The 25,914-nt window shown below is 58.6% G+C and carries 19 protein-coding genes; 10 read left to right on the top strand and 9 right to left on the bottom strand.

Features of this window, described 5'->3' with window-relative positions; all coding sequences use genetic code 11:
* Window positions 1-6: 6 nt before the first annotated feature.
* The 3 genes from G7Y41_RS02490 to G7Y41_RS02480 are packed head-to-tail and all read right to left on the bottom strand — an operon-like array spanning window position 7 to window position 5,356.
* Window positions 7-1,677 (bottom strand): DUF5719 family protein, encoded by a 1,671-nt coding sequence (locus G7Y41_RS02490; protein ID WP_165315776.1) that lies wholly within the window; start codon window positions 1,675-1,677, stop codon window positions 7-9.
* Entirely contained in the window at window positions 1,674-5,060 is a 3,387-nt protein-coding gene (locus G7Y41_RS02485; RefSeq protein ID WP_231367349.1) for a glycosyltransferase family 2 protein, read from the bottom strand. Before G7Y41_RS02485 ends, G7Y41_RS02490 begins: the two co-directional genes overlap by 4 nt.
* On the bottom strand, window positions 5,057-5,356 hold the full coding sequence (locus G7Y41_RS02480; RefSeq protein WP_165218724.1) for a WhiB family transcriptional regulator: 300 nt from the start codon (window positions 5,354-5,356) through the stop codon (window positions 5,057-5,059). Before G7Y41_RS02480 ends, G7Y41_RS02485 begins: the two co-directional genes overlap by 4 nt.
* 261 nt (window positions 5,357-5,617) lie before the next feature.
* On the opposite strand from G7Y41_RS02480, the gene G7Y41_RS02475 reads away from it, so the two are divergent.
* Window positions 5,618-6,415 carry a hypothetical protein gene (locus G7Y41_RS02475; protein ID WP_165315775.1) on the top strand — a complete coding sequence of 266 codons (798 nt, stop codon included), beginning with the start codon at window positions 5,618-5,620 and terminating at the stop codon, window positions 6,413-6,415.
* Here the strand turns inward: G7Y41_RS02475 and G7Y41_RS02470 are convergent.
* From G7Y41_RS02470 to rfbB, 3 genes are read right to left on the bottom strand one after another with little or no spacing between them, the layout of a single operon-like run.
* The gene (locus G7Y41_RS02470) at window positions 6,372-7,421 is read right to left on the bottom strand and encodes a glycosyltransferase family 2 protein (protein ID WP_231367348.1); all 1,050 of its coding nucleotides are present in this window, start codon (window positions 7,419-7,421) and stop codon (window positions 6,372-6,374) included. The two genes, G7Y41_RS02475 and G7Y41_RS02470, sit on opposite strands and share 44 nt — an antisense overlap.
* Window positions 7,422-7,468: 47 nt before the next feature.
* The gene (locus G7Y41_RS02465) at window positions 7,469-8,416 is read right to left on the bottom strand and encodes a glycosyltransferase family 2 protein (protein WP_165218730.1); all 948 of its coding nucleotides are present in this window, start codon (window positions 8,414-8,416) and stop codon (window positions 7,469-7,471) included.
* A 4-nt stretch (window positions 8,417-8,420) separates the two neighbouring features.
* A complete protein-coding gene (gene rfbB / locus G7Y41_RS02460; RefSeq protein ID WP_165218732.1) occupies window positions 8,421-9,428 on the bottom strand; it encodes a dTDP-glucose 4,6-dehydratase in 1,008 nt (335 codons plus the stop codon).
* 277 nt (window positions 9,429-9,705) lie between these two features.
* Here rfbB and G7Y41_RS02455 point away from each other — a divergent pair, with 277 nt between their 5' ends.
* Both G7Y41_RS02455 and G7Y41_RS02450 read left to right on the top strand, forming a co-directional pair.
* Window positions 9,706-11,223: a hypothetical protein gene (locus tag G7Y41_RS02455; RefSeq protein ID WP_165315773.1), complete on the top strand. Its 1,518-nt coding sequence runs from the start codon at window positions 9,706-9,708 to the stop codon at window positions 11,221-11,223.
* Window position 11,224: 1 nt separating this feature from the next.
* Window positions 11,225-13,660 carry a glycosyltransferase gene (locus G7Y41_RS02450; protein ID WP_165315772.1) on the top strand — a complete coding sequence of 812 codons (2,436 nt, stop codon included), beginning with the start codon at window positions 11,225-11,227 and terminating at the stop codon, window positions 13,658-13,660.
* 8 nt (window positions 13,661-13,668) lie between these two features.
* Here the strand turns inward: G7Y41_RS02450 and rfbA are convergent, their stop codons facing one another.
* Complete coding sequence (gene rfbA / locus G7Y41_RS02445; protein WP_165218738.1) at window positions 13,669-14,565, bottom strand: glucose-1-phosphate thymidylyltransferase RfbA; 897 nt, start codon at window positions 14,563-14,565, stop codon at window positions 13,669-13,671.
* 270 nt (window positions 14,566-14,835) lie between these two features.
* On the opposite strand from rfbA, the gene G7Y41_RS02440 reads away from it, so the two are divergent.
* The 7 genes from G7Y41_RS02440 to G7Y41_RS02410 all read left to right on the top strand — a co-directional run bounded on the left by G7Y41_RS02440 (window position 14,836) and on the right by G7Y41_RS02410 (window position 22,784).
* On the top strand, window positions 14,836-16,263 hold the full coding sequence (locus tag G7Y41_RS02440; protein WP_165315771.1) for a sugar nucleotide-binding protein: 1,428 nt from the start codon (window positions 14,836-14,838) through the stop codon (window positions 16,261-16,263).
* Between the two features lie 283 nt (window positions 16,264-16,546).
* Window positions 16,547-17,326: a glycosyltransferase family 2 protein gene (locus G7Y41_RS02435; RefSeq protein WP_231367347.1), complete on the top strand. Its 780-nt coding sequence runs from the start codon at window positions 16,547-16,549 to the stop codon at window positions 17,324-17,326.
* Complete coding sequence (locus G7Y41_RS02430; protein ID WP_165218744.1) at window positions 17,320-17,721, top strand: DUF2304 domain-containing protein; 402 nt, start codon at window positions 17,320-17,322, stop codon at window positions 17,719-17,721. Before G7Y41_RS02435 ends, G7Y41_RS02430 begins: the two co-directional genes overlap by 7 nt.
* Window positions 17,718-18,824, top strand: coding sequence for a UDP-N-acetylglucosamine 2-epimerase (locus G7Y41_RS02425; protein ID WP_165315769.1), 1,107 nt, complete (start codon window positions 17,718-17,720; stop codon window positions 18,822-18,824). Before G7Y41_RS02430 ends, G7Y41_RS02425 begins: the two co-directional genes overlap by 4 nt.
* A complete protein-coding gene (locus G7Y41_RS02420) occupies window positions 18,821-19,834 on the top strand; it encodes a glycosyltransferase family 2 protein (RefSeq protein WP_165315768.1) in 1,014 nt (337 codons plus the stop codon). Before G7Y41_RS02425 ends, G7Y41_RS02420 begins: the two co-directional genes overlap by 4 nt.
* Window positions 19,831-21,126, top strand: coding sequence for a lipopolysaccharide biosynthesis protein (locus G7Y41_RS02415; RefSeq protein WP_165315767.1), 1,296 nt, complete (start codon window positions 19,831-19,833; stop codon window positions 21,124-21,126). The genes G7Y41_RS02420 and G7Y41_RS02415 overlap by 4 nt, the downstream gene beginning before the upstream one ends.
* Window positions 21,127-21,278: 152 nt before the next feature.
* Window positions 21,279-22,784, top strand: coding sequence for a DUF2142 domain-containing protein (locus tag G7Y41_RS02410; RefSeq protein WP_165315766.1), 1,506 nt, complete (start codon window positions 21,279-21,281; stop codon window positions 22,782-22,784).
* Window positions 22,785-22,797: 13 nt separating this feature from the next.
* Here the strand turns inward: G7Y41_RS02410 and G7Y41_RS02405 are convergent, their stop codons facing one another.
* Together G7Y41_RS02405 and G7Y41_RS02400 are read right to left on the bottom strand one after the other, a co-directional pair.
* A complete protein-coding gene (locus tag G7Y41_RS02405) occupies window positions 22,798-24,417 on the bottom strand; it encodes a DUF2142 domain-containing protein (RefSeq protein WP_165315765.1) in 1,620 nt (539 codons plus the stop codon).
* Between the two features lie 71 nt (window positions 24,418-24,488).
* Entirely contained in the window at window positions 24,489-25,781 is a 1,293-nt protein-coding gene (locus tag G7Y41_RS02400) for a nucleotide sugar dehydrogenase (RefSeq protein ID WP_165315764.1), read from the bottom strand.
* Between the last annotated feature and the right edge of the window lie 133 nt (window positions 25,782-25,914).

The raw sequence follows: 25,914 nt of genomic DNA, 5'->3' as shown, positions 1-25,914 counted from the left end.
GTGACCCTAGTTATCAACACTGACGCGTGCGCCCTGAGTTGCCAATCCAAGCGTCCCCACGGGCCACGCGCCGCGCACAGTTCCAACCGGGGTCGACGCCTGAATCTCAACGATGATCCGCACGGGGGCGTTGCTGGTGAACTCGGCGTCTTCCGATGCCAGGTCAAGCGTCATCGTTGTTCCCGCTGCAATCGTGTGGGTGTGTCCGCCGTACGTGATCATCACGCCCCCCGACGCCCCCTGACCGGAGTGTTGACCTGCGGACTGTGCAGTGTCCACCGGGGTGGATTCTCCACCACCGGACTGGGGGGAACCAGCGCTTTGTCCACCGGATTGATCCGTGTCGGTATCACGCGTCAGAGTCTTTTGCGACACGCTCCCTGAGTCTGAGGAAGCAGAAGATAACAGGTCGTGAGCAGTGTACTCATCGGCAACGACAACGAGCTTGGCTTTGACCTCTAAGGCTCCCGATGGTGTGGGAATCGAGGTCGGACGCACCGGGTCAGCGTCAAGCTGACGCGTCACAAGGTCCGTGATGACAGATGCACCGGGGAGTCGAGCACTGGTCACTGCTGTCGACGGCGAGACAGTGGCGCGGGTTTCCCATGATTGCCCACCTCCAGGCCACGCCTCGCCCTCGTCCCTCATCCGGACCTGAGCGGCAACGGGCACGTCAGAGCTGACCACCAAAGCGTAGGTGTCTTCACCCGTTCCGATTCCGCCGAGGGGGATGTCAAGAACCGTGTGTCCGTCAACTTCAACACTGCCTCCCGGAACCGACGTTGTTCCACCGGCTGTAACCGCACTCAGTTCAACGTGTGCGCTAGAGTCACCGGGAACAGCCACACGAAGCGTGGACGTTGTTTTGGGGTCAATTCCGCCGATAACGTTCGTGGTGGACGGACGAACAGATGGCAGCCAGGTGTTTCCCAGCGGCACTTCCCCCGACATCCCAGAGCTTTGGGCCCAGGCAACAACTCCGGGGCCGTCGGCAGAAACACGCAGTGCAAGTCGTTCCGCGTCGGGATACCAACCGGCGACGAGGACCGCGAGGGTGGTGCCGGCAGGAACCGTCACCTGCTGGGGTGTCGGGTCAATTAATCCACCGCCGCTATAACCGGAAATTGACACAACAGAAGCAGAGTCCGCGGGATTTGCGAGGACGAGGACGAGGTCTTCTCCCACGACGGTTGACCCAGCCACGATCCATTGCTCCGCCGAGGGCGCTGCACATCCCGTTGCTGAGATGCCCACGAGTTCTCCCCCGCCCTGACCGGCGATCGTCACTCCACTGGGGAGGGTGAGCCGTCCATCCTCTGACGCTTGGGACGTGACGGTCCGAAGCTGACCGGCCCCTTTGCTTAAGGGACTGCTCGTCTCAGAACGTGTTCCTTGCGCGGGATTCTCACCGTCAACGGGGGTGTTTGACCAGATTGCTGATGGGGTGCTTGCTGTCAGCGTTGAGAAAGGATCAATGATTCCCGGGGGGCAGGCAAGAGTCATTGACGTGGGTGAGGCTTCACGCTGTGGTGATGGGACGTGTCCGTCGCGGCCCAAAGGAAGCCATTCGTTGACGGATACACCAACGGCGATGCCTGCGAGGCTGAGTACTGCGGCTAAGGCAATAAGAATCCGAGGGCTGAGGAAGCGCATGCTGTGACCTTCGGTGCGCATCATGAACGATTCCTCCTGACGGGCACGGCAAGGACGAGGCTTGCGGCTCCAAGGATCCCCAGCGTGATCCACCACGGAAGCTGCCACCACGTGCGGTAATACACGGCGAGTTCGCCACCTGATTCCACGGTGAATTCCTGGTTCCACGACTGCCTTGAGGGCTCAAGTGGGTGGCCATCAATGCGCGCATGCCAGTGAGGGTCCGCGCGTTCAGCAAGAGTCAGCGTTCCCGTTGTTCCTTCGGGTAGTCGGCCATGCGCACTGATCTGTCCAGATTCAATGACACTCCAGGAAGACCCTGAGAGCACACGCATCCGTGCGGGTTGCAGCCCTTTGGGGCGCAGGCGCCACACAGTTCCAGCATCGGTGTCACCGACCTTTTCCAAGCCGGGTGCGCGCCCAAGAGCTTCGCTCATGGAATCGCGTCCACGAGTTCTGGCAGGAATGAGGATCGTGTCGATTCCGTGGTCGGCAAGCTGGAGAACCGTTGAGGCATCGGGGGAAGCAACGAGGGTGAGCGCGAGTTGCGCGAGCGAATTTTCTGCGGCATCGCTGTGAGCAGGCGCTGTGCCAGCTGCCGACTCATGTGCCTGCGCTCCCGTTGATGCACGCTGAACTGCGGCGTTGAGTGCCCGGGCACGCGTCACTGAGGATTCGTCGGTCATCATCGGTCCGCGTCCTCGCCACAGCGACACATTGAGTGTGTCGATATTGGCATCCGCGTCGAGAACGAGAACTCGTCCGGCGCGCACCGATTCCTCCGCCTGAGCGGAAACCGCGGAGACCAAGTGGGCTGAGGCAACGCTGACGTGAGTGTTGTGGAGGCGGTCCCAGTTGCTCAGGGAGTTGTCCCGCCCAAGGGCATCGACCCTGGCCACAATTGGTCCCGCTCCGCAGGCAGCCATGATGATCGCGGCAACCAAGCCCAGACGCGTGATCACCAGCATGCGCGGGCCATTCCATGCGTGCTGGAATGGAATCGCGCTGAGGATCGACACGATGAGTGCCAGTCCCGCAAGGGAAAGTGCCGGAGATGCCCACGCCGTCGCCGCAACCTGGGCGTCAATAGCCACGTGGATGCGGGCGATGGCCAGGCCGCATCCGGCGAACACGACGCCGGCAAGTAGGGCGAGAGCCGGAAGCATTCGTCGACGAGGCGAAGAAGCGTCAGCTGACGACGCTTTCATCGTTGGTGCAACGGCAATGAATGCCCCGATGATCAGAAGGGTTCCGGGGACGAGGCTGAATGCAAGATCGAGGGGACGCTGGGCAGCAGAAGGCACACCAAGGAATACCTGCCACCCCTGGGGAATCACGTAGGCACTGGCGCCTCCCCCGGGGGTGACCAGGGCCCTCCACGTGTGTCCTCCGGCGATTGCTGTGATGACGATCGGTGCGACGAGCACCGTGGGCGTCAGCATCATGGGAAGCGCTGCCCACCGGCGCGGCCCGCGGCTCACGCCCAGAACAATGCATCCGAGAATGAGAATGACCACCAGCATCCACGGAGCACCCGCCACAACAACAGCTCCGCTGAGGCTCGCAGCGCCGATCGCTCCGGTGAATCGTCGGGACGTCACGGTGACGGTGTCAGTGGAAGCGGCGACCCGCACGGGGGTGTCGAGGTGCAGGAGACTCATCCACGCGGCAATCACCAGCGGAAGAACACAGTGAACGATCGTGGCTCCCAGACGCCCCTGGAATTGACTCATCGTGAGCGCAGGAAGCACTGACCATGTGCAAGCCGCGGCTGCCCGCCATGTTGTTGACGCGGTGAAGCGACGGGAAAGAACCCACATACTCGCTGCTGAGAGCGGACCGGCACTGACAAGTATCGCCGTTGCACACAGATTCGGCGCGACCCCAAAGACGTGGGCGGGCCACGAGAGGAGCGCAAGAACACCAAGGATCGGGTCGGCCGGCGAGGGATGTCCGTCTCCTCCGGGAATCCACGCGGCCCACGCCGCTTCCCACAGCGTTGACCATTTTTCAGGAAGAGCCGTCCACGCTCCACCTGTGAGCGGCCCGGAAACGAACCACCACTGGCCAATTGACGCAATAATTGACACGGCGAGGACGACGGCGAAGGTCACCGCGGTGGACATCCGGTGAGAGCGCAGAGATTCTTCGACCAGTGGTTCAGCGTGCGTCACGCGGTGTGCGCGGGCAATTCGTCTGTCAAGGGATCGCTGAGCAGTAAGTTCACGCGGCGTTGTTTCCAAGCTCCGCAGCGTTGACGCTGGGACTTTTGCGGTCCGCTGCGCTTTCCACTTGGCAACAAGCAGGTGTCCGGTTGAGCCGATGAGGCGTCCCCACGCACCAAATTCTGCAAGCGCAAGATGCCCGGAGTTCGTTGCGACCCGGGCGAGCGCCCGCGCGGGAGTCCACACGAGAAGTGCTATTGCGAGGAAAGGCAGAAGGAGGATCGGTGTTGCTTTTGCCCAGTTATAGAGCTGGGCAAAGCGCCTGGCACCGAAGGATTCGTCCGCCGGATGCTGGCGTCTTGTTTCTCGGGACGAGGACGAGGCTGCGGCTTCTATCTCGACAACATTTTCGGCAGTGGATTGCCGCAGCTCTAGGGAGTCGTCGTGTGTGCGCCGGGCATCGACGTCACTGTGGTCCTCATCAGCGGGGTCGGCTGTTGCTCGCGCGTTGGCGCGCTCGTCCTCGTCACTGTCATTGACGGTGCTGGGAGTCAAGGATGCGCGCCTGTGACGAATCCGTGCCTTGGGCGCAACAACAACACGGTATCCCGCCCGATGCAGGCGACGCCCGAGGTCGAGGCCGTCTCCGAAGGGACCGAGCATCGGATCTGTTCCCCCCACAAGGAACCACGCCTGCGGGTCAATGAGCATGCCGGCGGTACCGACGGCCAACACGTCACTGGTTGAGTCGTACTGTCCCTGGTCGATTTCCCCCTCAGAGACACGGTTGAGCCGTCTGGCACTGCGGGTTGCGAAAATCCCTAATTCAAGGATTTCCTCCCCATCCCACGACAGCTGTTTCGGGCCGACCGCGGCAATGGTTCGCCCCTGGTCGCCAACCTCCCAGAGGTGTTGAAGACATGAGGGTTCCGCCTGGGAATCATCATGAAGGATCCACCACCATCGGGCCGACAACACGGCGGAAGGAAATAATGGTTCTCGTGTTGCGCGCCGAATTGCTTCGCCGAGATTGGGGGCGCGGCCGATGTGGATCAGTGTTACGTCGGCGGGAAGTGCAGACGCATTGAGCACCGGGTTTGAGGAGCCAGCAACGTCAATAACGACGCAGTGGTCCGCCGCAAGAGTCTGGTGTCCAACGGACTTCAGAACGGCGCGAAGATCCGGTGACTCGCCCCTGGTAACGATGAGGGCGGCGATCCCGGTGCGCGTGGGCGTAGTCACCCGGCTATACGGCGGAGTCGACGACGCTCACGTTCGGACAGGCCGCCCCAGATTCCGAATCGTTCATCGTGAGCGAGAGCGTACTCAAGGCATTCCTCTCGCACCTCGCAGGATTGGCACACGGCCTTGGCTTCGCGCGTTGACCCGCCTTTTTCAGGGAAGAAGGCTTCGGGGTCGGTCTGTGCACACAATGCGTGTTGCTGCCATGCAAGCGGCCCGTCGACGAGCGCAAAGACGTCGACATCAGATGATGCGTCCGACCACGAGATCGGCCCGTCACCCAAGATGTTCCACACGATGTCTTCTCCTCGTTAATCAAGTGTCAATATGGAAATTACACGCGTGTCATCCGCACAAGTCAAGTGGATGGGAGTAAATGAGATCACGTTCGAGGGTTACTGGGAGTTTTCTCGCATTGATTCGCGCGCCAGCCGCGTCTCTGGTAACGCGCGATGTCACCTTCACGCAATCCCCGCATCCGCCTCCCTCATCGAGCGTTGACCTGGTCAAACACCCCGATTAAGAATCCCGCCATCCCCATCCGTTACCCTCCTCCTATGACAACTTTCCCCCAGCTACTCGGTGACCTCTCCTCGCGTCGCGGCCCGGTCTTGACAGTTTATTCCCACGAACGGGTTGAACTTTCCGGTCCCGTTGTTGCTCGGTGGCTAGCAAAAATTGCCAACCTCATCGGAGAGGAACTCGGGGCCGACCTTTTCGGGTCAACATCACCGCTGGGTGAATCCCGTCCCCGGCTCTACGCTCCGCTCGTTCTCTGGCAGCGCGTCTTGTGGGAGTTGTCCGCTCGGTTCATGGGGTGGGAGATTCTTGACGCAGCCGGGACGGGACCCGCATCCGATAAGCTCGCATCCGATAACGCCGCTGCTGCCCGCATAGGCCCTCGCGTGCTTCCTGGAGATGTCGTTGTATCCAACGCAGCCGACACCACGACAGCGCACGCTCGGGGCATCGGGGCCTGGGTGCTGCTCCAATCCCCCCGCTATCTTGCGTTTTCTTGGGATGGGGATGATCTTGACGAGGGCGAGCTGGATGCCCTTCAAGAACTCATGGCTCAACCCGATGCCTTGGTGACGCTGGTTCCCTCATATGCTCCACCAGTTGAAGACGCTGTCACCGAGGCGCTGCGCGGACAGACGGTGTTTGACGGGCCCTTAGAGCGAGGCACCCGCATCGGCTTGCTGGGCCGTCCTCGCCGCCTCGCGGGCGAGGTGTGCGACCAGTGGCTGCGCGGATGTTCCGTTGTCGTTATTGATCCAACGTGCTACTCACCGGCGCAAGCCGACAAGATTCTCAGCTCGGAGAATGTCTCAGCGGGGCTTGGGACGTACCGGTAGGGTCCTGGCGAGCATAGTCTTCCATGATCGCATCTAATCGTTGACGCCGATCCGGGCCGTGAACCTGCAACAGATCGCGGGCAACAGTGAGCCACCCGCGAGAATAGCGTGAGTAGCGCCCGCGCACGCATTCGGCAAGGATCCTCGGCAGTCTCAGGACCCGAGACTTGGGCAGCTGCGCGCGGAAAACCTGGTGCTCGCGGAATTCTCGGACACGTTGGGCATTGTCGGCGCTGATCCATTGAGCATCCGCAACTGCGCTTTCCAAGGCGTAGGCCCGCCTCAAACGCCGAACGTCATCGTCAACATCGGAGACAAGCAGACGTGCCAACCTTCCCTTCAGGCCTCCCTTGTTCACACCAATCTCATTGTTGTCGTGTTGCCGATAGTCGGTGAGTTGCACCGGGAGAAGCCGCAGTCGTCCTCGTAACGCCGCGAGCATCGCCATCCATTCGTCGTGAATCCATCCCTCGGGAACGGGCATGACGGCGCGGGCAAACTGACCATTGAGGGCGGTGGTTGCTCCGGTCACCAGGTTGCGCCTCAAAAGTACGGCCACCGCATCCCCACCGCTCAGCTGACGTTTCTCCCACTGACTCACCCCAAGGCTCCCCAGCAGCGTTGTCCCCAGCGGATCCCCGCTAGCGTCAACGAGACGCGCATCAGAATGCACAAGGTCGTTTCCCTGAGCAATTGCCGCAACGAGGGTTTCCACTTTGCGCGGATGCCACACATCATCCTGGTCACACAGGATGACGACATCACCGGTTGTTGCTCCGATTGCGTCAGAGAAGTTTCCTCTCACACGTAGGGCGGGACTGTGGCGACGAACGCGCAGCCTAACCGGTGTTCCTTCAAGCACGCGCTCAACAATCTCCACCGTCTCATCGGTGGAGTCATCATCGCCGAGGACGATTTCGTCAACGGGTGATGTCTGGTCAATGATCGAACGAACCTGCGCGGCGATAAACTCCGCTCCGTTGTGGGTGCACAGCGCAACGGACACCGTGGGATTGTCTAAGATGCGTGGTCCTGACTGTTGCGGCGCCACCATCACCACACCCGAAGAACACGCGACACGGCAAGTTCGAGGCCTTCAACGAAAGACCGGCGAATCTGCGAGGCCCGCTTCAGCAGCGCCACTCGGCTCTTGAGGTCAGAGTTTTCGAGAAGCTCAATCATCTGATCAAGGTCGTTGTTTCGCGCTTTCGTGTACACGTTGCATGCGGACACTGCGCGCGCAGTCTCGATGAATTGTTCCCCGTAGAACCCCTGCGATAGGCGCGATAACCGTGAGATATGGGCGAAGATCCCCAGGTTTGCTCCCTGGACATTTCCTCCGTGCTGTCGATAGAGCACAGTTGGGGTCTCATCAATGAGCCATCGTGCGCCCTGGGCGCGCGCAAGCGCATAGATGTACCAGTCATGAACGCCCACTCGTGAATAGTCCAACGTTGAAAGGACATCACGGAGCTTTGCATGAAGCGCCGGAGTGAAGATGTAGGTCGATCCCGGACCTGCGGCCTCGAAAAGATGATCCCATTTGCGTTGGGGCCGGGACTTTCGGATGAGCTTTTCCCGGCCGGACGCATCGAAACTCGTGACATTCGATGACACAGCGTCCAGCCCGAGGCTCTGCAGTAGCGACACCTGTCGCTTGAGCTTATCCGGATACCAGATGTCATCTTGATCGCTGAACGCAACGTAGGAGCCGTCAGGTTCGTGCGTCGTGAAAAGGTGAAGGAAATTGGCGGCAACACCGGCGGGTCCGTTGCGAGGGGCAAGGACGTGGATCCGAGGTTCTCGTTGCGCTCTTTCTTCAAGAAATTCCCGAGTTCCATCGGTGGACCCGTCATCGGACACAACAAGCCGCACCGAGACAACCTCTTGGGTGAGGATCGACTCGATCTGTTCTTCAATCCACTGGCGACCGTTGTACGTTGCCATGAGGACTGTGACCCGCGGGGAGAAATCCCTGTGGACAAGCGGCACGTGAACCATGTGCCTAGTGTCCCTCAGCAGCGTATTTGGCTTCAACCTGCTCTTTGAGGGGTGCCCACCAGGCCTCGTGGTTCGTGTACCACTCGATCGTGTCAGCCAAGCCTGAACGGAAGTCCGTGAAATGGGGTTCCCATCCCAGTTCTTCGCGCAGCTTCGTGTTATCTATCGCATAGCGCAGATCATGTCCGGGACGGTCGGTGACATGGTCGAAATCATCCGCTGGGTAACCCATGAGTTCGTTGAGAACCGCAACAACTTCCCTGTTGTTCGTCTCCCCGTCGGCTCCGATGAGGTAAGTTTCACCGATACGCCCGTTCATCAGGATCTCCCACACGGCGGTGTTGTGATCGCGCACGTGGATCCAGTCGCGGACATTCAATCCGTCCCCATAGAGACGAGGACGAACTCCGCGCAACCTATTCGTAATCATCCGGGGAATGAACTTTTCAATATGCTGATAGGGCCCGTAGTTATTCGAGCAATTCGAGATCGTTGCCTCAACACCGAAGCTCCGCACCCATGCGCGCACCATCAGGTCCGATCCGGCTTTCGATGACGAATACGGAGACGAGGGATTGTAGGGAGTTTCGGGCGTGAACTTCGCTGGATCATCCAGCTCAAGGTCGCCGTACACCTCGTCAGTGGAGATGTGGTGGAAACGTGTTGCGTGACGTCGAGCGGCTTCAAGAAGAGTGCATGTTCCCACGAGATTCGTCTGAACGAAGGGGAATGGATCGTTCAGGGAGTTGTCGTTGTGGGATTCGGCAGCGAAGTGAACAATGGCATCCGTTTCACCAACGAGATCGTCAACGAGGTCACGATCGGCAACATCGCCCTCGACAATTGTCAGGCGAGAAACCTGGTCTTCGGGGACGTCGGTCAGGGATCCGCGGTTGCCGGCGTAGGTGAACTTATCAAGGACCGTTACGTCAACGTCCTCGTGCTCGTCAAGCAGCGTGTGAACAAAATTCGCTCCGATAAATCCGGCTCCGCCGGTGACAAGAATTTTCACGCTGCGCACCTCCACGCATTAGGGGCCCGGTCGTCCGTCGGTGGAACTCTCGGTGTCCACTATAGATATTCTGTGGGACACACGTTACATCACTCACCTGCGTTATCTGGGATGCTTCGTCGGACATGCCACGTGACATGCGCTGACACTCCCCTACCGTGCGCTACGCCTTGGCCTTGAGGCAGCACGGCACCAGATGTCACACCGATTCTGCAACTGCCCTCTAAACTAGGGAAACGCCCACGACCGAGCGCACGCGGAAAACAAGGAGAGCCTCATGCAATCAGCCGGATACTCGGCAGTTCATGCACTGGGACAGGGCATCTACGCGCTGACACCCCTCGGTGAGGTTCCAACCGTTGTGTCCGATGATGTTCACACGGCCCGCGTGAGGCTCGCGGAACTTCCCGGGAGCGCCGCCGTCGTTTTCACCGGCCCCGAGGCCCCAGGCCAAGCGCCCAATAACGCCTCTGTGACATGGGAAAGAACCGGTGAGTCTCTTCCATTTCCCCCGGTTGCCAGCGACCTCGTCCTCGTCAATGAGCATGCCTATCAGATCATTCCCCCGCGTCTCCTTGACGATTTATCCAACGGTCAGGGGCTTTTCGAGGCGGAGGTCGCCCTCTTGGCGATCCAGTGGTTCCTGGCACTCTCAGGGGTATCTGTTGTCCTACTGCCCCACTCCCATTGGGAGGTGCCGGCTCCTGGATCACCGCGGGAACTCCAGCGGCGCGTCGCTTCCCTTGACGCCCTCGTCAGCGTCTTCATGGAGGGTCCGGATCGGGAACGTGCTTCCGTTTCTCTTCACGTCGCGCTTGCCTCCGCTCAGGTGGGGCAGGTAATGGGAGGGGAAGGGCCCTCGTCCTCGTCCCCGGAATGCGGCACCGAGGCGATGAGCGCTCACACACGGACACACCACCTTACTGATCTGCGTCGACACGTTCTGGCGAATCGGCGTATCACAGCGTGGGCGGCACGAGATCTCTCCCGCCGAGCCGATCGCGCGATCTGTCAATATGCGGGGCCGCTTGCCCAGGCGTATGCGGCCACAATGAGCACGCTGTCGGCCAGTCGCACGCCTACGGCTGAGTCGTTGACTCCAGTCACGTCACCGCAGCCGGCCTCGTCACCAACGAGCCACCGCGAGGACGAATCCGCTACAGAGGGCCTCCCGGGAAGCAACGATCTGGGCAACCGGGTCCTCGTCATCCTTCCTTCGGGCGATGCGCAGGCGTTGGCCCGATGCGATGGGCTCGAAGGTGTGCTTGAGGCATCTGAAGCCAGCGTGACCCGGGTGAATGTCCCCGATGATGACACTCGGGGGCTCCTTGCGGAGGACTTTGATGCCGTCGTTTTCCTTGGAACAACACTCAGCATGTTCCCCCAGGTCGTCACGTCGAAAATCCCCGTTGCAGCCGACCTGACACCCACCCCCATCCTCGACACTTTCTTCCCTGCTGACCGTGGAATGGACCCGTCACCAGAGCTGCGTCTCCTCCTTGAACGCGCCGACTTCACGATCGCGCCCACCCAGTCCGAACGGGATTTCCTCCTGGGAATGCTTGCCGGAACCCGCCGTATCTCAACGGAATCCTACGATGAGGATCCGTCGTTGGATTCGTTCATCGCCGTTGATCCCGACGGCGTACAGCTCGCTGGGTTCTGCGCGGCGCCACGGCGTTGGGCGGGCGTGACCTCAACGTTCTTCCCCAACCGCGGGGCGCAGTCAAACGTCGCGCAGAAGGCCATGCTGTACCTGGGCGTGGGTTCATCCACTCAGAGATTGGGCCGCTGACATGCAACTGTCGATCATCACTTCCCTCTCATCCGAAGCTGGCACTCTCCTTGACACGTTGACGGGTACGCAGCCGCTCGGTGCGTCCGGGTCTCACGCCTCGTCCACCGCCGAGGATTCCGCTCTCTCTCGGGCTGCTGAGCTTTCCCCCGACGGCTCATGCGATCCGTGCGTTCCTCTGGATGCTGAGCTGCTCATCATTGCCGAGGACGACGCGGCGCCCCTTCCCGCTGCTCTCACCTCCCGTTTTGCTCAGGTTCGCACGATCGTTGTTCCCCGCGAAGGCTCTTTAGTTCCCGCATGGTTTTCCCGGGGGGTCAACAGGGCTGCTCACGAGGCACGCGGGCAGATGTTCGCTGTCCTGGGAAGATCGGCACCGGCTCAGCTCGATTGGGTGTTCACCGGGGTGCGTATGCTCGCAGACAATCCCGATGCCATTGCGGTCACTGTTGTTGATCCCGCAGCGGCGGTCAAAGGGCGGGTTCTTTTCCCTTCGCGTGAGGCGATGGTTGTCCGCACGGAGGAATTCCGCGCTCTCCGCGGCCTCAATGAGGGGTTGCGAGGCGTGTACGACGACATCGATTTCGGATGGCGCGCGAACCTTGCCGGGCATCATGTTCTTGCTGTGGCGCCCCCTAGCGCGCCACCAACAGATTCAGGCTCCGTGCTTTCAGCCACGCACGCCGAGGCCTCTCGGGCCGAAGGGGAGCGTGCCCACGAAGCCTCGCACTCTCCCGCACCCGCGTTGTCGGATGCACTCATCAGCGCCCTCGCTGTCATTGTCAGGAACGCCGATGATACGCTCCGCGATCGATTGCTGGCACCGGCTCTCTCCCGCGCATCTGCTCTCGATTCCCATGCTGTCTCGGTGTTTGCCAGTCATCTCGATGAGTTGCTCAATGAGCGTGTGGGCATCCAGGCACTGCGTGTGTGCCCCGACGATGAGTTTGCAGATCTGAGCGCTGCGGCCTTTTCGTCCTCGTCCCGCCCGGGTTTCGAGGCCCTGACGGATCAGCATGCGGCCGAGCTGTGGGGCTACGCCAACTTTGTCCAGCCTCATCTCAACGTTCTTGTGGTCACGGGTGACCCAATCTCTGAGAAGCTCGCTGGCCCGGCGATTCGTGCCCGGCATATCGCGCACGCCCTATCGGCGATGCATACCGTTCGGCTCGTGTCGACCTCGGGCGTCAAAGACGTCACGGATCCGAATTACGAGATCGTTGCCGCGCGTGACAAGAAACTGCGTCCCCATACCGACTGGGCTGACGCGATCCTTTTCCAGGGGTCACTCCTTGAGGAAGCTCCCTGGCTTCGCGACTCCGACAAGATCCTCATCGCCGACATCTACGACCCCATGCATCTTGAGCAGCTCGAACAGGCGAAGGACCTGGGGGAATCGGGCCGCAAGACGCAGATTGCAAATGTGACGACTCTGCTCAATCAGCAGCTGGCTCGCGGTGACTTTTTTGTCTGCGCTTCACTCAAGCAAAAAGACTTTTGGCTCGGGCAGCTCGCGGCGCTTGGGCGCGTCAACCGGCTCACCCTTGAGGCCGAGGTCGGTCTTGATTCGTTGATTTCTGTTGTTCCTTTCGGGGTCGAGGACGCCGCTCCTGTTCAACTCGAACACGGCATCCGCGGGGTCGTTCCCGGGATCGGCATGGATGACAAGGTCATCATCTGGGGCGGCGGCATTTACAACTGGTTTGATCCCCTCACCCTCGTGCGAGCAATCGATCTGCTGCACACGACGCACCCCGATATTCGTCTGTACTTCATGGGCCTCAAGCATCCGAATCCGGGTGTACCGGAGATGAAGGTTGCGTGGCAGACTCAGGAACTGTCACGAGAACTCGGACTGACGGATCGTTTCGTGTTCTTCAACTCCGGATGGGTGCCCTACGATCGTCGGGCCGATGTCCTCCTCGACGCGGATGCCGGAGTGTCAACCCACTTTGAGCACGTTGAGACCGCGTTGTCTTTCCGTACCCGCATCCTCGATTACCTGTGGACCGGTCTGCCCATCGTTGCAACAACCGGCGATTCTTTCGGCAACGTCCTCGACTCTGAAGGGATCGGCATCGGTGTGCCCCCCGAGGATCCCCAGGCGCTGGCTGACGCACTGGAAAAGGTGCTATACGAGGACGGCGTTGCCTCAGAAATGCAGAGGAATATCGAACGCTACCGCGAGCAGTTCCGCTGGTCGCGCGCCCTCGAACCGATCGTTGACTTCCTCAAACGTCCGCGTCGAGCGCCCGATGCTCCCCTTGCTCGAAGCCGCCAGGAGCTCGCTGACATGTCGATTCTCATCCCGGATCGCCAGCGAACACTCTCCGAAGATCTGCAACTGGTGAAGGATTACTGGGCGCTGGGTGGCCCAACCGAGGTGTATCGCCGCGCAGCGAAACGGATTCTGCGTCAGATGGAGCAGGATTCGTAGACGGGCATTTAACGGATCTTGGTGAGTTCTTCGAGGTCGCGTTTTTGCTCAACCAAAGCAACGAGGTAGCTCCCGTACCCAGATTTGAGAAGTGGCTGCGCTCGCTGAACAAGCTCGTCGTCGGAAAGGAATCCCATCCGCCACGCCACCTCCTCGGGTGCGCCGATCTTCATTCCCTGGCGAGCCTCGACGGTGCGCACGAAGTTCGTTGCGTCCGTCAACGAATCAAAAGTTCCCGTGTCTAACCAGGCGGTCCCGCGGGGCAGCAGCTCGACCTTGAGTTTTCCTGCCTCCAGGTATGCCTTGTTGATGTCGGTGATCTCGTACTCACCACGCGCCGACGGTTTGAGGTTTTTCGCGATCTCAACAACGGAATTGTCGTAGAAGTACAGTCCCGGAACCGCGTAGTTCGACTGCGGATTTGTGGGTTTTTCCTCGATTGCCAGGGCGTTGAATTCCCCGTCGAAGGTGACGACACCGTAGGCACTGGGGTCAGCCACGTGATAGGCAAAGACCGCTCCCCCGTCCGGGTTCGTGTGACGCCGCAGTCTCTCACCCATTCCCGGACCGTAGAAGATATTGTCTCCCAGAACGAGTGCGGCCGAGTCCGTTCCCACATGATCAGCACCCAGAACAAAGGCCTGCGCAAGTCCGTTGGGCTCATGCTGGACAACGTAGGACAGCGAGATTCCAAATTGGGAACCATCGCCGAGGAGCCTGCGGAAGCTCTCTTGATCGTGGGGCGTTGTGATGACGAGGATGTCACGGATCCCCGCGAGCATAAGCGTGGACAGCGGATAGTAAATCATCGGCTTGTCGTACACGGGCAGCAGCTGCTTCGATGTGCCCAACGTGATCGGGTGGAGGCGGGTGCCGGAGCCTCCGGCAAGAATAATGCCTTTCATTGGGGGTCCTTTCAGCTATCGCCTGCCGCATCCAGATGCTTCGGTGCCCACGAGGGCGTTCATTCATGTGTCGCGGGCCATTATCCTCTACATCCAGCGGAAATCACACTCACCACGCGCTCCACTCACGCACTCTCCACCTGTCGACTAGGATCTAAGCGTTGTCCATTCGTCGGAATGAAGACCGGCTTCGCACTGCCTGACACGCCGTCGAGCCGCTCTGGCCGCACGACGTCGGACACATCAGTTGTCGAAAGGGATTAGACGCTCATGGCCGCCACCTCTCCTCGTCCTTTGTCGATCCATGAAACCCCGATCCCGGGGTTGCTCCACATCGACCTGACTGTTCATGCGGATCGTCGCGGCTGGTTCAAGGAGAATTGGCAGCGCGAAAAGATGGTTGCGCTGGGGCTGCCGGACTTCCATCCCGTCCAAAACAACATCTCGTTCAATGACGATGTCGGTGTGACACGTGGGATCCACGCCGAACCGTGGGACAAGTTCATTTCCGTGGCCGCCGGCCGCGTCTTTGGAGCCTGGGTGGATCTGCGAGAAGGCCCCTCATTCGGCTCCGTCTACACCACGGAAATCACGCCGGACACCGCGATCTATGTTCCTCGCGGGGTAGGCAACGCCTATCAGACGCTTGAACCGAACACCGCCTACACGTACCTGGTCAATGACCACTGGTCCCCCGACGCGCAGTACACCTTCGTCAATCTCGCCGATCCGACGGTGGCTATCGAATGGCCGATCCCCCTGTCGAACGCAATCACCTCCGAAAAGGACGCGCAGCATCCGCAACTGTCTGCGGTCTCTCCTTTCCCGTCGTCCTCGGTCCGTCGGGTTCTTGTGACCGGGGCAAAGGGCCAGCTGGGACGTGAGTTGCTTCGACAGCTCCCCCAAGCCGGCTTCGAGGTCACGGGAGTTGACCTTCCCGAGGTCGATATTTCCGATGCCGCCTCTTTGGACACGATCGACTGGGCGTCATATGACATCATCATCAACGCTGCCGCGTGGACGAATGTCGACGGTGCTGAAACCGCCCAAGGGCGACCCCAGGCGTGGAAAGCAAATGCCACGGGGCCGGCGAACCTTGCACGTATTGCCTCGCAGCGCGGCCTCCTCCTCGTCCATATTTCCAGCGAGTACACCTTCGACGGATCCACGGGACCCCACGACGAGGACGAGCCCGCATCTCCTCTGGGTGTCTATGGGCAGTCAAAGGCCGGCGGAGATGCTGCGATCCGTTCCGTTCCCCGGCATTATCTCGTGCGCACCAGCTGGGTTGTTGGCGATGGGAAGAATTTCGTCAAGACGATGGTGTCCTTGGCTCAGCGGGGTATTTCGCCGCGAGTCGTTTCCGATCAGATCGGCCGATTGACGTTCACATCAGATTTGGCTGCCGGAATCATTCACCTGATCTCCTCGCAGGCTCCCGTCGGCACGTACAACCTGTCGGGCGAAGGCCCGGTTGTGTCGTGGGCGGATGTCGCCCGTCGGACTTTCGAGCTTGCCGGACACCCCGGTGATGCCGTCACGCCGATTTCCACCGAGGAGTACTTCGCCGGGCAAGACGTGGCCCCGCGTCCATTGAATTCGGTGCTGAATCTGACAAAGATCGAGGCCACGGGTTTCACTCCGGAGAATTCAATGAAGCGTCTGGAAGAGTATGTTCAATCGCTGGTCAACGCGTAATTGACTGGAAATATATTTCAATGTTCAATAATTAGCGAGAGTGGTATTTCTTGGCGCCGCTGATGTAATTTTCCACATGCTCAATGATGAATAGACGTTCTGGCATAATGAGAACGGACTTACTCATCGAATCGAGCAACCGGAGACAACGATCATGCGGGATTCCCAACGACCCCCTGGGAACGCTGATCGTTGCACAGATCATTCGCATGAGCCACGTGAGAATGATCAGGCGAGCAGCTGGAAGGCAAGAGAATCTGAATCCGAGCGGATTTTAGTCATCATGCCGGCGTGGAATGAACAAGACGTCATTGGTTCAGTATTGGATCATCTTCGTTCATTCTCCTCCCGCTGCGACGTCATCGTTGTCTCCGACGGCTCCACGGACGCTACCGCGACGGTGGCCCGCGAAAGAGGTGTTCCTGTTCTTGAATTGCCATTTAATCTGGGCGTTGGCGGTGCAATGCGAACCGGTTTTCAATACGCCGTTCGTCACGGGTATTCATATGCGGTTCAGCTAGACGCTGACGGCCAGCACAATCCCCAAGATATTTCACTTCTCTACGAAAAACACATATCTGACAACGCCGATGTTGTCATCGGTGCCCGTTTTTCCGAACCTGGAACATATACCATCCGCGGACCGAGGCGATGGGCCATGTCATTTCTCTCGATGACCCTCAGCCGGGTGTGCCGCACTCGCCTCACCGATACAACGTCGGGCTTTAAGCTCTATTCACGTCGAGCTCTTGAACTTTTTTCACGTCATTATCCTTCAGCATATTTGGGTGACACCATTGAGGCACTTGTCATTGCCTCCCAATCCGGTCTCAAAGTCAGACAGGTTGGTGTCACCATGCGTCCCAGGGCAGGCGGAGAGCCTTCCCACGGCTTCATTCGATCTCTCATTCAGCTGATCCGAGCAACGATGTCGTTGAGCATTGCATTAACGCGACCTCCCATGAAAATTGGAAGTCCCTCCACAGACCGTTCTGATGCCACACGTGAGTCGTCTTCCCACTCGGTGCCAACAGCCGACGTCGGAAAGGAGCGAACATGGTGACAACCTACCTTCTCGGTCTCATTTTTTCGGCACTCGTTCTTCTTTCCGTCGTCCTTGGAATCCGAAACGCCGGAATGCGAGAACGCTACGCACTGTGGTGGATCATCATCGCGGGTGGAATGGTCCTCGTCAGTATCTATCCGCACATCCTCGACTGGTTTGCTCGACTCCTCGGCATCGTTGTCCCGCTCAACCTTGGATTATTCGTCGCCGCAATTGTCCTTCTCTTCATGATCCTTCAACTCAGCGTGGACTTATCGACGCTCTATGAGGAACGGCGAAAACTCGCAGAAGAAATCACTCTTCAAGCCGAAGAACTCAGAAGCCTTGCGGGGCGCCTGCACTCCCTTGAACACCCCGCGCAACAGAACAACGCAGAGGACTCCCATCGATGAGCCGGAGAATCATCTTCATCGCAGGAACAACAGCCGAGCTGATCAAGATCGCTCCGGTGATGCATGAGCTGAAACGTCGTGGCCGACGCTACGGATACTGGAGCACTGCTCAGCACAGCGACGGCGTTGCCGAAACACTTGCGGATCTGAGCATCGAGCAACCCGAACTTCTCCTCGTCGATGACGCTCATGCCCGAGGAGTGGTCAGTGTTCGTCAAGTACCCGGATGGCTCTTGTCGATCGGACGATCCGTGGCCAAGAACCGCAGGCTCATCAAGTCCGAGCTGCACCAGGGAATTGTCCTGGTTCATGGAGACACCTTCACAACGGTCATCGGTTCGCTCATCGGCAGGATTTTCGGCGCACAAGTTGGTCACATTGAAGCCGGAATGCGCACGGGAAACATGTGGAGCCCATTCCCCGAAGAAATCAACCGACGCATCGTCGGACGTCTCGCTCACCTTCATTTCGCTCCCACGTCACGTGAAGTTGCCAATCTCGCCAAGGTCGCCACTCGCAAAGGCGTCAAAGTCATCTGTACCGGCGCGAACACCGTCGTCGATTCCCTTCGCGAAGTGCGCGATTCCTTGCGTCCCACAGCGTTTAACCTCCCTGCGCGCTACGGTTTGGTCACTCTGCATCGCTTCGAGCTTGTTCGCGATCGCGACGCATATCGTGATGTTCTCTACGCACTCAAAGAGTTTTCACGACAGTTTCCACTCGTGATCCTCATCGGGAAATCCGAGCGTGAACGCCTGCACGAATACGATCTGGAAAATGTGTTCGATGATCACTTCCGTCGTATCGATAAGTCCTCGTATAGAACCTTCCAGTCGATACTCATGGGAGCGTCTCTCGTCGTCACCGATTCGGGTGGGCTCCAAGCAGAGTGCGCTGCGCTGGGTATTCCGTGCGCCATTCACCGGACTCATTCCGAACAGGACCAAGGAATCGGGCAGAACGTCCTCCTCACGGGTCAAAACATTGACACCCTCAACACTTTCCTTCAGGAATGGGAGACATTCCGACGACCGCCGTGCCTCGATCAATTTCAGCCCTCGAAGATCATCGTCGACGAGATCGACAGTGTATGGAATGCATGACAATGCCTCACCTTGATTCCCTTGACGTCATCATGCCCGTCTTTAACGAGGGCGACGCGGTGATTCGTTCACTCAACGCATTGCGCAATAGCGCACGTCGTGCGGGAATTTCGCATCGACTCATCGTGGTTGACGACGGGTCCGATTCCCGAGATGCTCACATTCTCAGCGAGCTAGCAGAAGCCACCGACGTTCTCCTTCTTCGCCAGGAAAACCGAGGACGATTCGCTGCCCGAGAACGCGGGCTGCGCCATGCGGTGACAGATTATGTCCTCCTCCTTGATGCGCGCGTCGCCCTCGATGAGGAGTGCCTGAGTTTCCTCCGTCATCGAGTTGAACAGCGTCATGAAGATATCTGGAACCTCGATGTTCACTTAGCGAATCGCACGTCACTCACCGCCGCGTTTTGGATGGGGCTCACTGCAATCTGGTGGCGTGACTACTTTAGAGATCGGCAAGAAGTTCTCTTAGATGAGCAGAATTTCGATCGTCACCCCAAAGGAACGGGAGCCTTTCTCGTTCCCCGGGTGCTGCTTGGTGACGCAATGAAACGCTATGAGAGTCTCATCGACGATCCTCAGCTCAGGTCAGACGACACCCTTCTGCTGCGAAGCCTGGCTCAAAGCCCAGGAATCCGACTCTCACCACAGGCCTCGTGCCGCTACTGGGGAAAAGAGGGTGCGAAGAAATGGGTCCGTCAGTGCTATTACCGAGGGACGACTTTCGTCGATGGCTACCTCACCGATCCTCGTCGCGCCCCTGAGTATTTAGCGCTCCTCACTCTCGCGGTCACGGGAACGGGGCTTTTCGCTCTCCGTTTCCCCAAGTCCTTCCTCTCAATGACAGTCGGTCTGAGTATTCTCGGGGGTTTCATCTCCCGCTCGTGCGGCGCTCATCCTCGTGAAGCAACAGCAGTGGGTGTCCTGAGTTTTCCATTCTCGGTCTTTTTCACAGCCGGAGCGGTGCGCGGTCTACGTTTGATCCAGCGGAATCGACGTGACGCTACGTGAAACAGATTGGAATCATTGGTATCGCACTGGGATTGGCGAGCGCACTCGGCATCGTCTTTCTCGGCCTCACCGCGCGGTGGCTCACACCTAACGACAACGCCGCTTTCATCACTCTCTGGGGAGTAATTTTTGCTGGCGGCTCAGTTTTCTCCTCGATCGAACAGCACGCAGCGCGCCGCATCTCATTCGCCCACGAAAACGTCACCCACGAAGGGCACGAGATCTTTCACTTCATCGCGATCTTTGCTGTCGGAACGGCACTCGTCCTCGTTCCACTCGGATTTTTCGGCTGGCACACAATTTTTCTCCGCGATTCTCTCCTACTCACTCTTGTCGCAATCGCATATTTCGGATTCATCATCCAATTCGCCCTCCGCGGCACCCTTCTCGGCTTTCAACGCGAATGTCACTATGCGGCAGTTATTCTCATTGAAGCTCTCGCCCGTCTAGTTATCCTCGTGATCTGCGTTGTCATTGGCGTCAACGCAAATCTTCACCTTGCAGTGTGCGCAACCGTCATCGGTTCATTCGCCTGGGTTCCATTCGCTGGCATCATCCGCCGATTCACCTCTCAACCCGCCCCCGCACTCCCGTCGACCAGCGATCCGTCGCCTCGGGGAGATGAACCACCTCATCCGATGAGCTTGCTCCCGACCTCGCTCATAGAGACGATCCGTAATGCACTCGTCCTGACGGGAGCAAATGGTCTTCTCGCATGTGTACTCACGGGATACCCAGCAGTTGTCTCGGCCACGATCGGATCCTCGATGGGACTCGCAGTCTTATTCTCAGTAATCACCATTTCACGGGTTCCTTTAGTTCTCATGTCGCCGATCCAGGCGTTGGTCATTCCGTACACGTCCCGCGCGATTCGCGAAGGACGCCGAACGGATCTGTCACGACAACAAGTCACGCTTGGGCTCGGAATCGCCGGAGCACTAGTCCCCACTGCACTGCTCGGCTGGTTAATCGGCCCGTGGCTCATCACACTGGTTTTTGGGCCACACTACGCTGCTCCAGCGTGGCTCGTCTCCCTCCTGCTATCGGCAACTGTCGTCCTCGCAGGTGCGCTCCTTCTGGCTTCGACCCTCGTTTCCCTCGGCAACTACGCCCACGTGATGCTGACGTGGGCCACGACGCTGCTCTTAACGGTCGTGTCCATTCAGTTCTTTCCTGCACGCCCAGAAATTCGCGGGGCCGTAGGATTCGTCGTCGCATCCGTCGTCGCATTTGTTGTCTCCATGCTGCTTGTTCGCTCGGGACTACGAATAGGAAAACTCGCGGATCAATAGGTATTTCACCCGGATAATTTATTGAAATATACATTTTTCGGCGATTGTAACAATCCTCTAAATTCACGCATTTTTCTTGTATCATAACGGCAACTCATCGGCACGACTTCGGAGGTTATCAAACCATGCGCTTACACCCCACTGCCGAGTCAATGAGCACAAAGAATTCTTTCGTCAAGAATCGGAGTTTTTCGTGGATCACCGGAGGTCTACTTCTCCTGTGCATCCTCGTGATCGGTGCCGGATGGGCCATTTCTTCACCTGTGGGCGGATCACCGGACGATGACTTTCACCTGACAAGTATCTGGTGCCCAAAGGGAGAAGATTCCTGCCCGTCACGAATAGTCGACGGCGTGATGACCGTCGGCGTTCCCCAGCCGGTCTACGCCACCCCCGGATGTTTTGCCGGGGTACCAACGCTCTCGGCAGCGTGTTCGTCGCATGTTGATCCGAATCTCACGGTGTGGACTCCTCGATACAACACGGGCCAGTATCCGGGTGCATATTACGCATTCCATCACCTCTTTATCACCGATAACATCAGTGCGTCTGTCATCACGATGCGCCTGATCAACGTCCTCATTGCAGCTATTCTCATGAGCGCAATCGTCGTTCTCATGCCCAAGAAATACCTCCCGCCCCTCCTCATTGCACTCATCGGGTCCTGGATTCCCCTGGGCATGTACCTGATTTCAACAAATAACCCAAGTTCCTGGTCAATTACCGGAGTTTTCACCTATACCGTGGCCATGCTGATGTCGGCGCGCACTCAAGGGCTGCGTCGGTGGATTCTCCTGGCATTAGCAACTATTGGAGCAGCCCTCTGTTTCGCCTCACGACCGGATGCTTCTTTCTACATCTTTGTTGTCTCGATGGGCCTGCTTTTTGCTATCCGATGGAATCGAACGCTGCGCATCAATGGCATCGCCTTAGCTGTGCTCAGCATTCTTGGTGTCTTCAACATGTTCGTCGTTGCCCAGTCAAACAATCTCAGTGCCGGGACCCCGCAAGAGAACACCTCCCTATTGAATGTCCTCGCCCGCGTTCCCTCGCTTTTCGGCGGATTCTACTCACACGGCCAGACTCTCGGTTGGCTCGACATCCCCATCAACGCATCGGCTGTCTTCCTCTTCCTCGTTGCTGCTGGCGCCACGTTGATGCTGGGACTGCGCGGCGGAAGCTGGCACAAATGGATGGCATCGCTCATGGTTGCTGGCGCTCTGTGCGGTATCCCCATCGTTTTTGGAACCATCGGAGCTTTCCCTGGCCTATCGGGCTATCAGGCCCGCTATATCCTCCCCCTGCTCGCTCCTCTCCTGTGGATGCTCTACGCTGCTGATCGCCCACGTCAACAGCTCGTGTCCCTTCCTCAATTCGTCCTCATCGCTTCTGCCTTCACCGCTGGACACGCTATGCAGTTACACGCTGTGATCACGCGCTACGTCAGGGGGCTGGGCGAGACGAACATTCTCAACATCGACTCGACAATTGAATGGTGGTGGAACATTCCGGTGTCACCGATGACACTGTGGCTCTGCGTTTCTGCCGTGTTCGCAGTAGCGATCGCATGCGCAGGAATCCTGATTTTCAGATTTCAAGATCCGAAACTCGCTCACGCTGAGCACACCACAGATTCTTTCAGCGATACATCCAGGTGAGGCCAGTCTTCACTCACGAGCTCTGCTGCAAGCCTTTGGATCCGACGATACCAAGTCGGCGCATGATGATGAGGATTCCAGCAACGGCCACGATAAACCCTACAGATCCCACCACCCAGACTGCGGATGGAGGAACCGGGATATTCCACCACCAGGTATTGGTGTCGATCGGTCCAAGCTTGGGGTTGCGTGCCCCCAAGGTGTAGCGATTAATCACTGAGCGCAAAGCGAAGGTATTGACGAGAATCGGAAATACACATGCGACTCCCAGCTGAAGTGAGGAAAAATTCCACGAATGAAGGGGACCGCTGACGTAGGCGCCATCAGTGTCAACCGATTCTTCCGTGGCTTGCATGTCAGCTAGCCAGAAGAAAAGAAATACCGCAAGCATCGGCAGCATGTACCGAGGCTGGAAATATCCGTTCGCAAGGATTCCGCGGATCGCCATGAAGTAAGCGGGGATCACCACAGTTGTTGAGAGGATCATCAACGCTGCGAGGGCCTGTGACCAGACGAAGGTGCGTAGGCCGATGACCAGGAGAATCCCGAAGAAAAAGTACATGCCGTAGATGGCGAATGGGTAGAGCTGCACATCCATCCATCCAAGTTTTCCGGAATTGCTTCCATAGAATCCCGCGAAGTAGTTGGGATACTCCAGGATGTTCATGAGGAACAGCCTGAGGAAACCCGGTCGCTCGGGCGCTGCGGTGGCCGCAATCGCACCCATCGTCGCACCATTCGTTGATACCGCACCGATTGCGGCGCTTCCAAGAGCATGAGCTCCGGTACTCTCCCCACCAGCGAAGAGCGTTTCCTTCTGCTTGCCCAGGAGGAACATGACGATACCGACGAGGAAAACACCGAGAGGGACCGTCCAGTTCCAGTCGCGCAGAATTCTCCGATGGAACACCACGGCCACTGCCACGGCAACAACGGCGGTGAGGAATGTGGCATCTCCCCTACTCGCCACGCACAGCAGCGACCCGACAGCGGTGACGACTGTCAGTCCGATTCTCTTGCTTCCCCTCGTTGTCAATACGCCGGTTAAACCCACTGCGACCGCGAACATTCCCGTGACTGACCACGAACTCGGGTTCACCGACGCAATGAAGTAGATGCCGTTGGGAATCCACGCTCCGATGATGGCAAAAAGGAATCCGGGGATCAGATGCGTTGGAAGCAACCACCCCAAGGCCCCGAGAATAACGGCTGCGATCAACACATTGACGATACGAATCGTCAACACCATGACGTTCAGGTTGGAATTGACGAAGAGATGGTGAAATTCGTAGTAGCCATAAGGATACGATCCGTGATCGTAACGGCTCGTGCGTTCAGGTTGATCAGAAATCGCAAGAGAACACGCACCTGTGACATTCGGCTTGAATGCGGTACACGAGGAATTGGCCACCGATCCGGGGACCACAACCGTGGGAGTTCCGTTCACGATGCGCTCATCACACGATGAAACAGAAAGACCTTTGGGACACCACATGCTCGTCAGATGGTAGTCACTGTCGGGGGAGGTCCCGGTTGACGAACTGAACGCCCAGGCGACGCCCGTGACGAAGAAAAGTAGCGTCAGACAGATCGTCCAGAATCCGCGACCGCGAGCGCCCAAGCCAGTTTTCATGACCTCATTCGTCCCTTTCTCATGCGTCAATTGTGTTCACCGCTTCATGTGACCCCACAGCGGAAAACTCCTCAGCGACCTCCACCGATCGTCAGACGCGGAACCCCTGTCCACAGGGAGGCGTCGGTGATTCCGCGACCGTCGAAGAGCAGTGTGATTCCGGGGAAGTCAGCAGGAGTGAGAGTCGTGTAGTCCCTGTGGTCTGCCTGAACGATGACGACGTCCACCTGATCGCCGATGTGATAGGGGGACCAACCAAAGGCCTCAAGTTCCTCATCGGCATACATCGGGTCTTCAACGGCAACGACCGCACCGCGCTTAACCAAGGCATCGACGGTGGCGAACACTCCGGAGAACGCCGTTTCCTTCACCCCACCGCGATAGGAGGCACCGAGGACGGCGATCTTCATCCCTTTGAGGTCACCGAGGATCTCTTCGACGCGAGAGACCGCATATTCGGGCATGTCGGCGTTGTACCAGCGGGCGGTCGACACAACGGTCGCATCCGGATCGGTCGACAGGTAGAGGCGCGGATACACGGGGATGCAGTGACCACCAACGGCAATTCCGGGACGGTGAATGTGGCTGTAGGGCTGAGAATTACACGCGTCAATGACGCGGTAAACGTCAATCCCCACCTTGTCTGCGTAGACGGCAAATTGATTGGCGAGGCCGATGTTGACGTCACGGTAGGTGGTTTCTGCAAGTTTCGCCATCTCCGCGGCCTCGGCGCTGCCCATGTCCCACACGCCGTTGGGGCGGGGCAGATCGGGACGTTCATCGAATTCAAGGAGCTGCTGATACAGCGCGATTCCCGCCTGAGTTCCCGCTTCGTTGAGGCCACCAACGAGCTTCGGGTAGCGACGCAGATCCTGGAAAACACGACCCGTGAGAACACGTTCAGGCGAGAAGATCAGGTGGAAATCTTCACCCTCCTTCAGGCCTGAGATTTCCTCAAGCATGGGCTTCCAGCGCCCACGAGTGGTCCCAACCGGCAGGGTCGTTTCGTAGGAAACAATCGTGCCCGGTGTCAGGTGTTTGGCCAGGGACCTTGTGGCGGCATCCATCCAGCCAAAGTCGGGGCGCGATTCCTCGTCAACGAAAAGCGGAACAACGAGGACGACTGCGTCAGCCCTCGGGATGGCGTCGCCGTAGTCGGTTGTTGCCCGAAGCTTGCCAGAGGGTACCAACTCACTGAGGTATTCCTGGAGGTGTGCCTCGCCGGGGAATGGCTCCGTCCCCTCATTCACCAGATCGACTGTCTGCTGCGATACATCGACACCAACGACGTCATGTCCCTGGCGAGCGAATTGCACAGCCAACGGAAGTCCGATCTTTCCGAGTGCAACAACAGCGATACGCATTCCGACTTACTCCTTCATTGATTGTCTGTGCTGAGTCTAGTCTGGCATGAGGTGTTCCTTGCACCGCCCCGACACATCCCCGTTCCATCGCTTCGCGGTGTGAACTCGCAATCGTCCTCGTCCCCCATCCGGA

It is taken from the genome of Schaalia sp. ZJ405 (assembly GCF_011038885.2).
Classification (GTDB): domain Bacteria; phylum Actinomycetota; class Actinomycetes; order Actinomycetales; family Actinomycetaceae; genus Pauljensenia.
This window is presented reverse-complemented; position numbering and strand designations above follow the sequence as displayed.

Bases quoted from the DNA above. Each gene is read 5' to 3' on its own strand.
- G7Y41_RS02490 (WP_165315776.1), bottom strand. From the start codon at position 1,677: ATGATGCGCACCGAAGGTCACAGCATGCGCTTCCTCAGCCCTCGGATT.
- G7Y41_RS02475 (WP_165315775.1), top strand. From the start codon at position 5,618: ATGACAACTTTCCCCCAGCTACTCGGTGACCTCTCCTCGCGTCGCGGC.
- G7Y41_RS02465 (WP_165218730.1), bottom strand. From the start codon at position 8,416: ATGGTTCACGTGCCGCTTGTCCACAGGGATTTCTCCCCGCGGGTCACA.
- G7Y41_RS02455 (WP_165315773.1), top strand. From the start codon at position 9,706: ATGCAATCAGCCGGATACTCGGCAGTTCATGCACTGGGACAGGGCATC.
- G7Y41_RS02450 (WP_165315772.1), top strand. From the start codon at position 11,225: ATGCAACTGTCGATCATCACTTCCCTCTCATCCGAAGCTGGCACTCTC.
- rfbA (WP_165218738.1), bottom strand. From the start codon at position 14,565: ATGAAAGGCATTATTCTTGCCGGAGGCTCCGGCACCCGCCTCCACCCG.
- G7Y41_RS02440 (WP_165315771.1), top strand. From the start codon at position 14,836: ATGGCCGCCACCTCTCCTCGTCCTTTGTCGATCCATGAAACCCCGATC.
- G7Y41_RS02435 (WP_231367347.1), top strand. From the start codon at position 16,547: ATGCCGGCGTGGAATGAACAAGACGTCATTGGTTCAGTATTGGATCAT.
- G7Y41_RS02430 (WP_165218744.1), top strand. From the start codon at position 17,320: ATGGTGACAACCTACCTTCTCGGTCTCATTTTTTCGGCACTCGTTCTT.
- G7Y41_RS02425 (WP_165315769.1), top strand. From the start codon at position 17,718: ATGAGCCGGAGAATCATCTTCATCGCAGGAACAACAGCCGAGCTGATC.
- G7Y41_RS02420 (WP_165315768.1), top strand. From the start codon at position 18,821: ATGACAATGCCTCACCTTGATTCCCTTGACGTCATCATGCCCGTCTTT.
- G7Y41_RS02410 (WP_165315766.1), top strand. From the start codon at position 21,279: ATGAGCACAAAGAATTCTTTCGTCAAGAATCGGAGTTTTTCGTGGATC.
- G7Y41_RS02405 (WP_165315765.1), bottom strand. From the start codon at position 24,417: ATGAAAACTGGCTTGGGCGCTCGCGGTCGCGGATTCTGGACGATCTGT.
- G7Y41_RS02400 (WP_165315764.1), bottom strand. From the start codon at position 25,781: ATGCGTATCGCTGTTGTTGCACTCGGAAAGATCGGACTTCCGTTGGCT.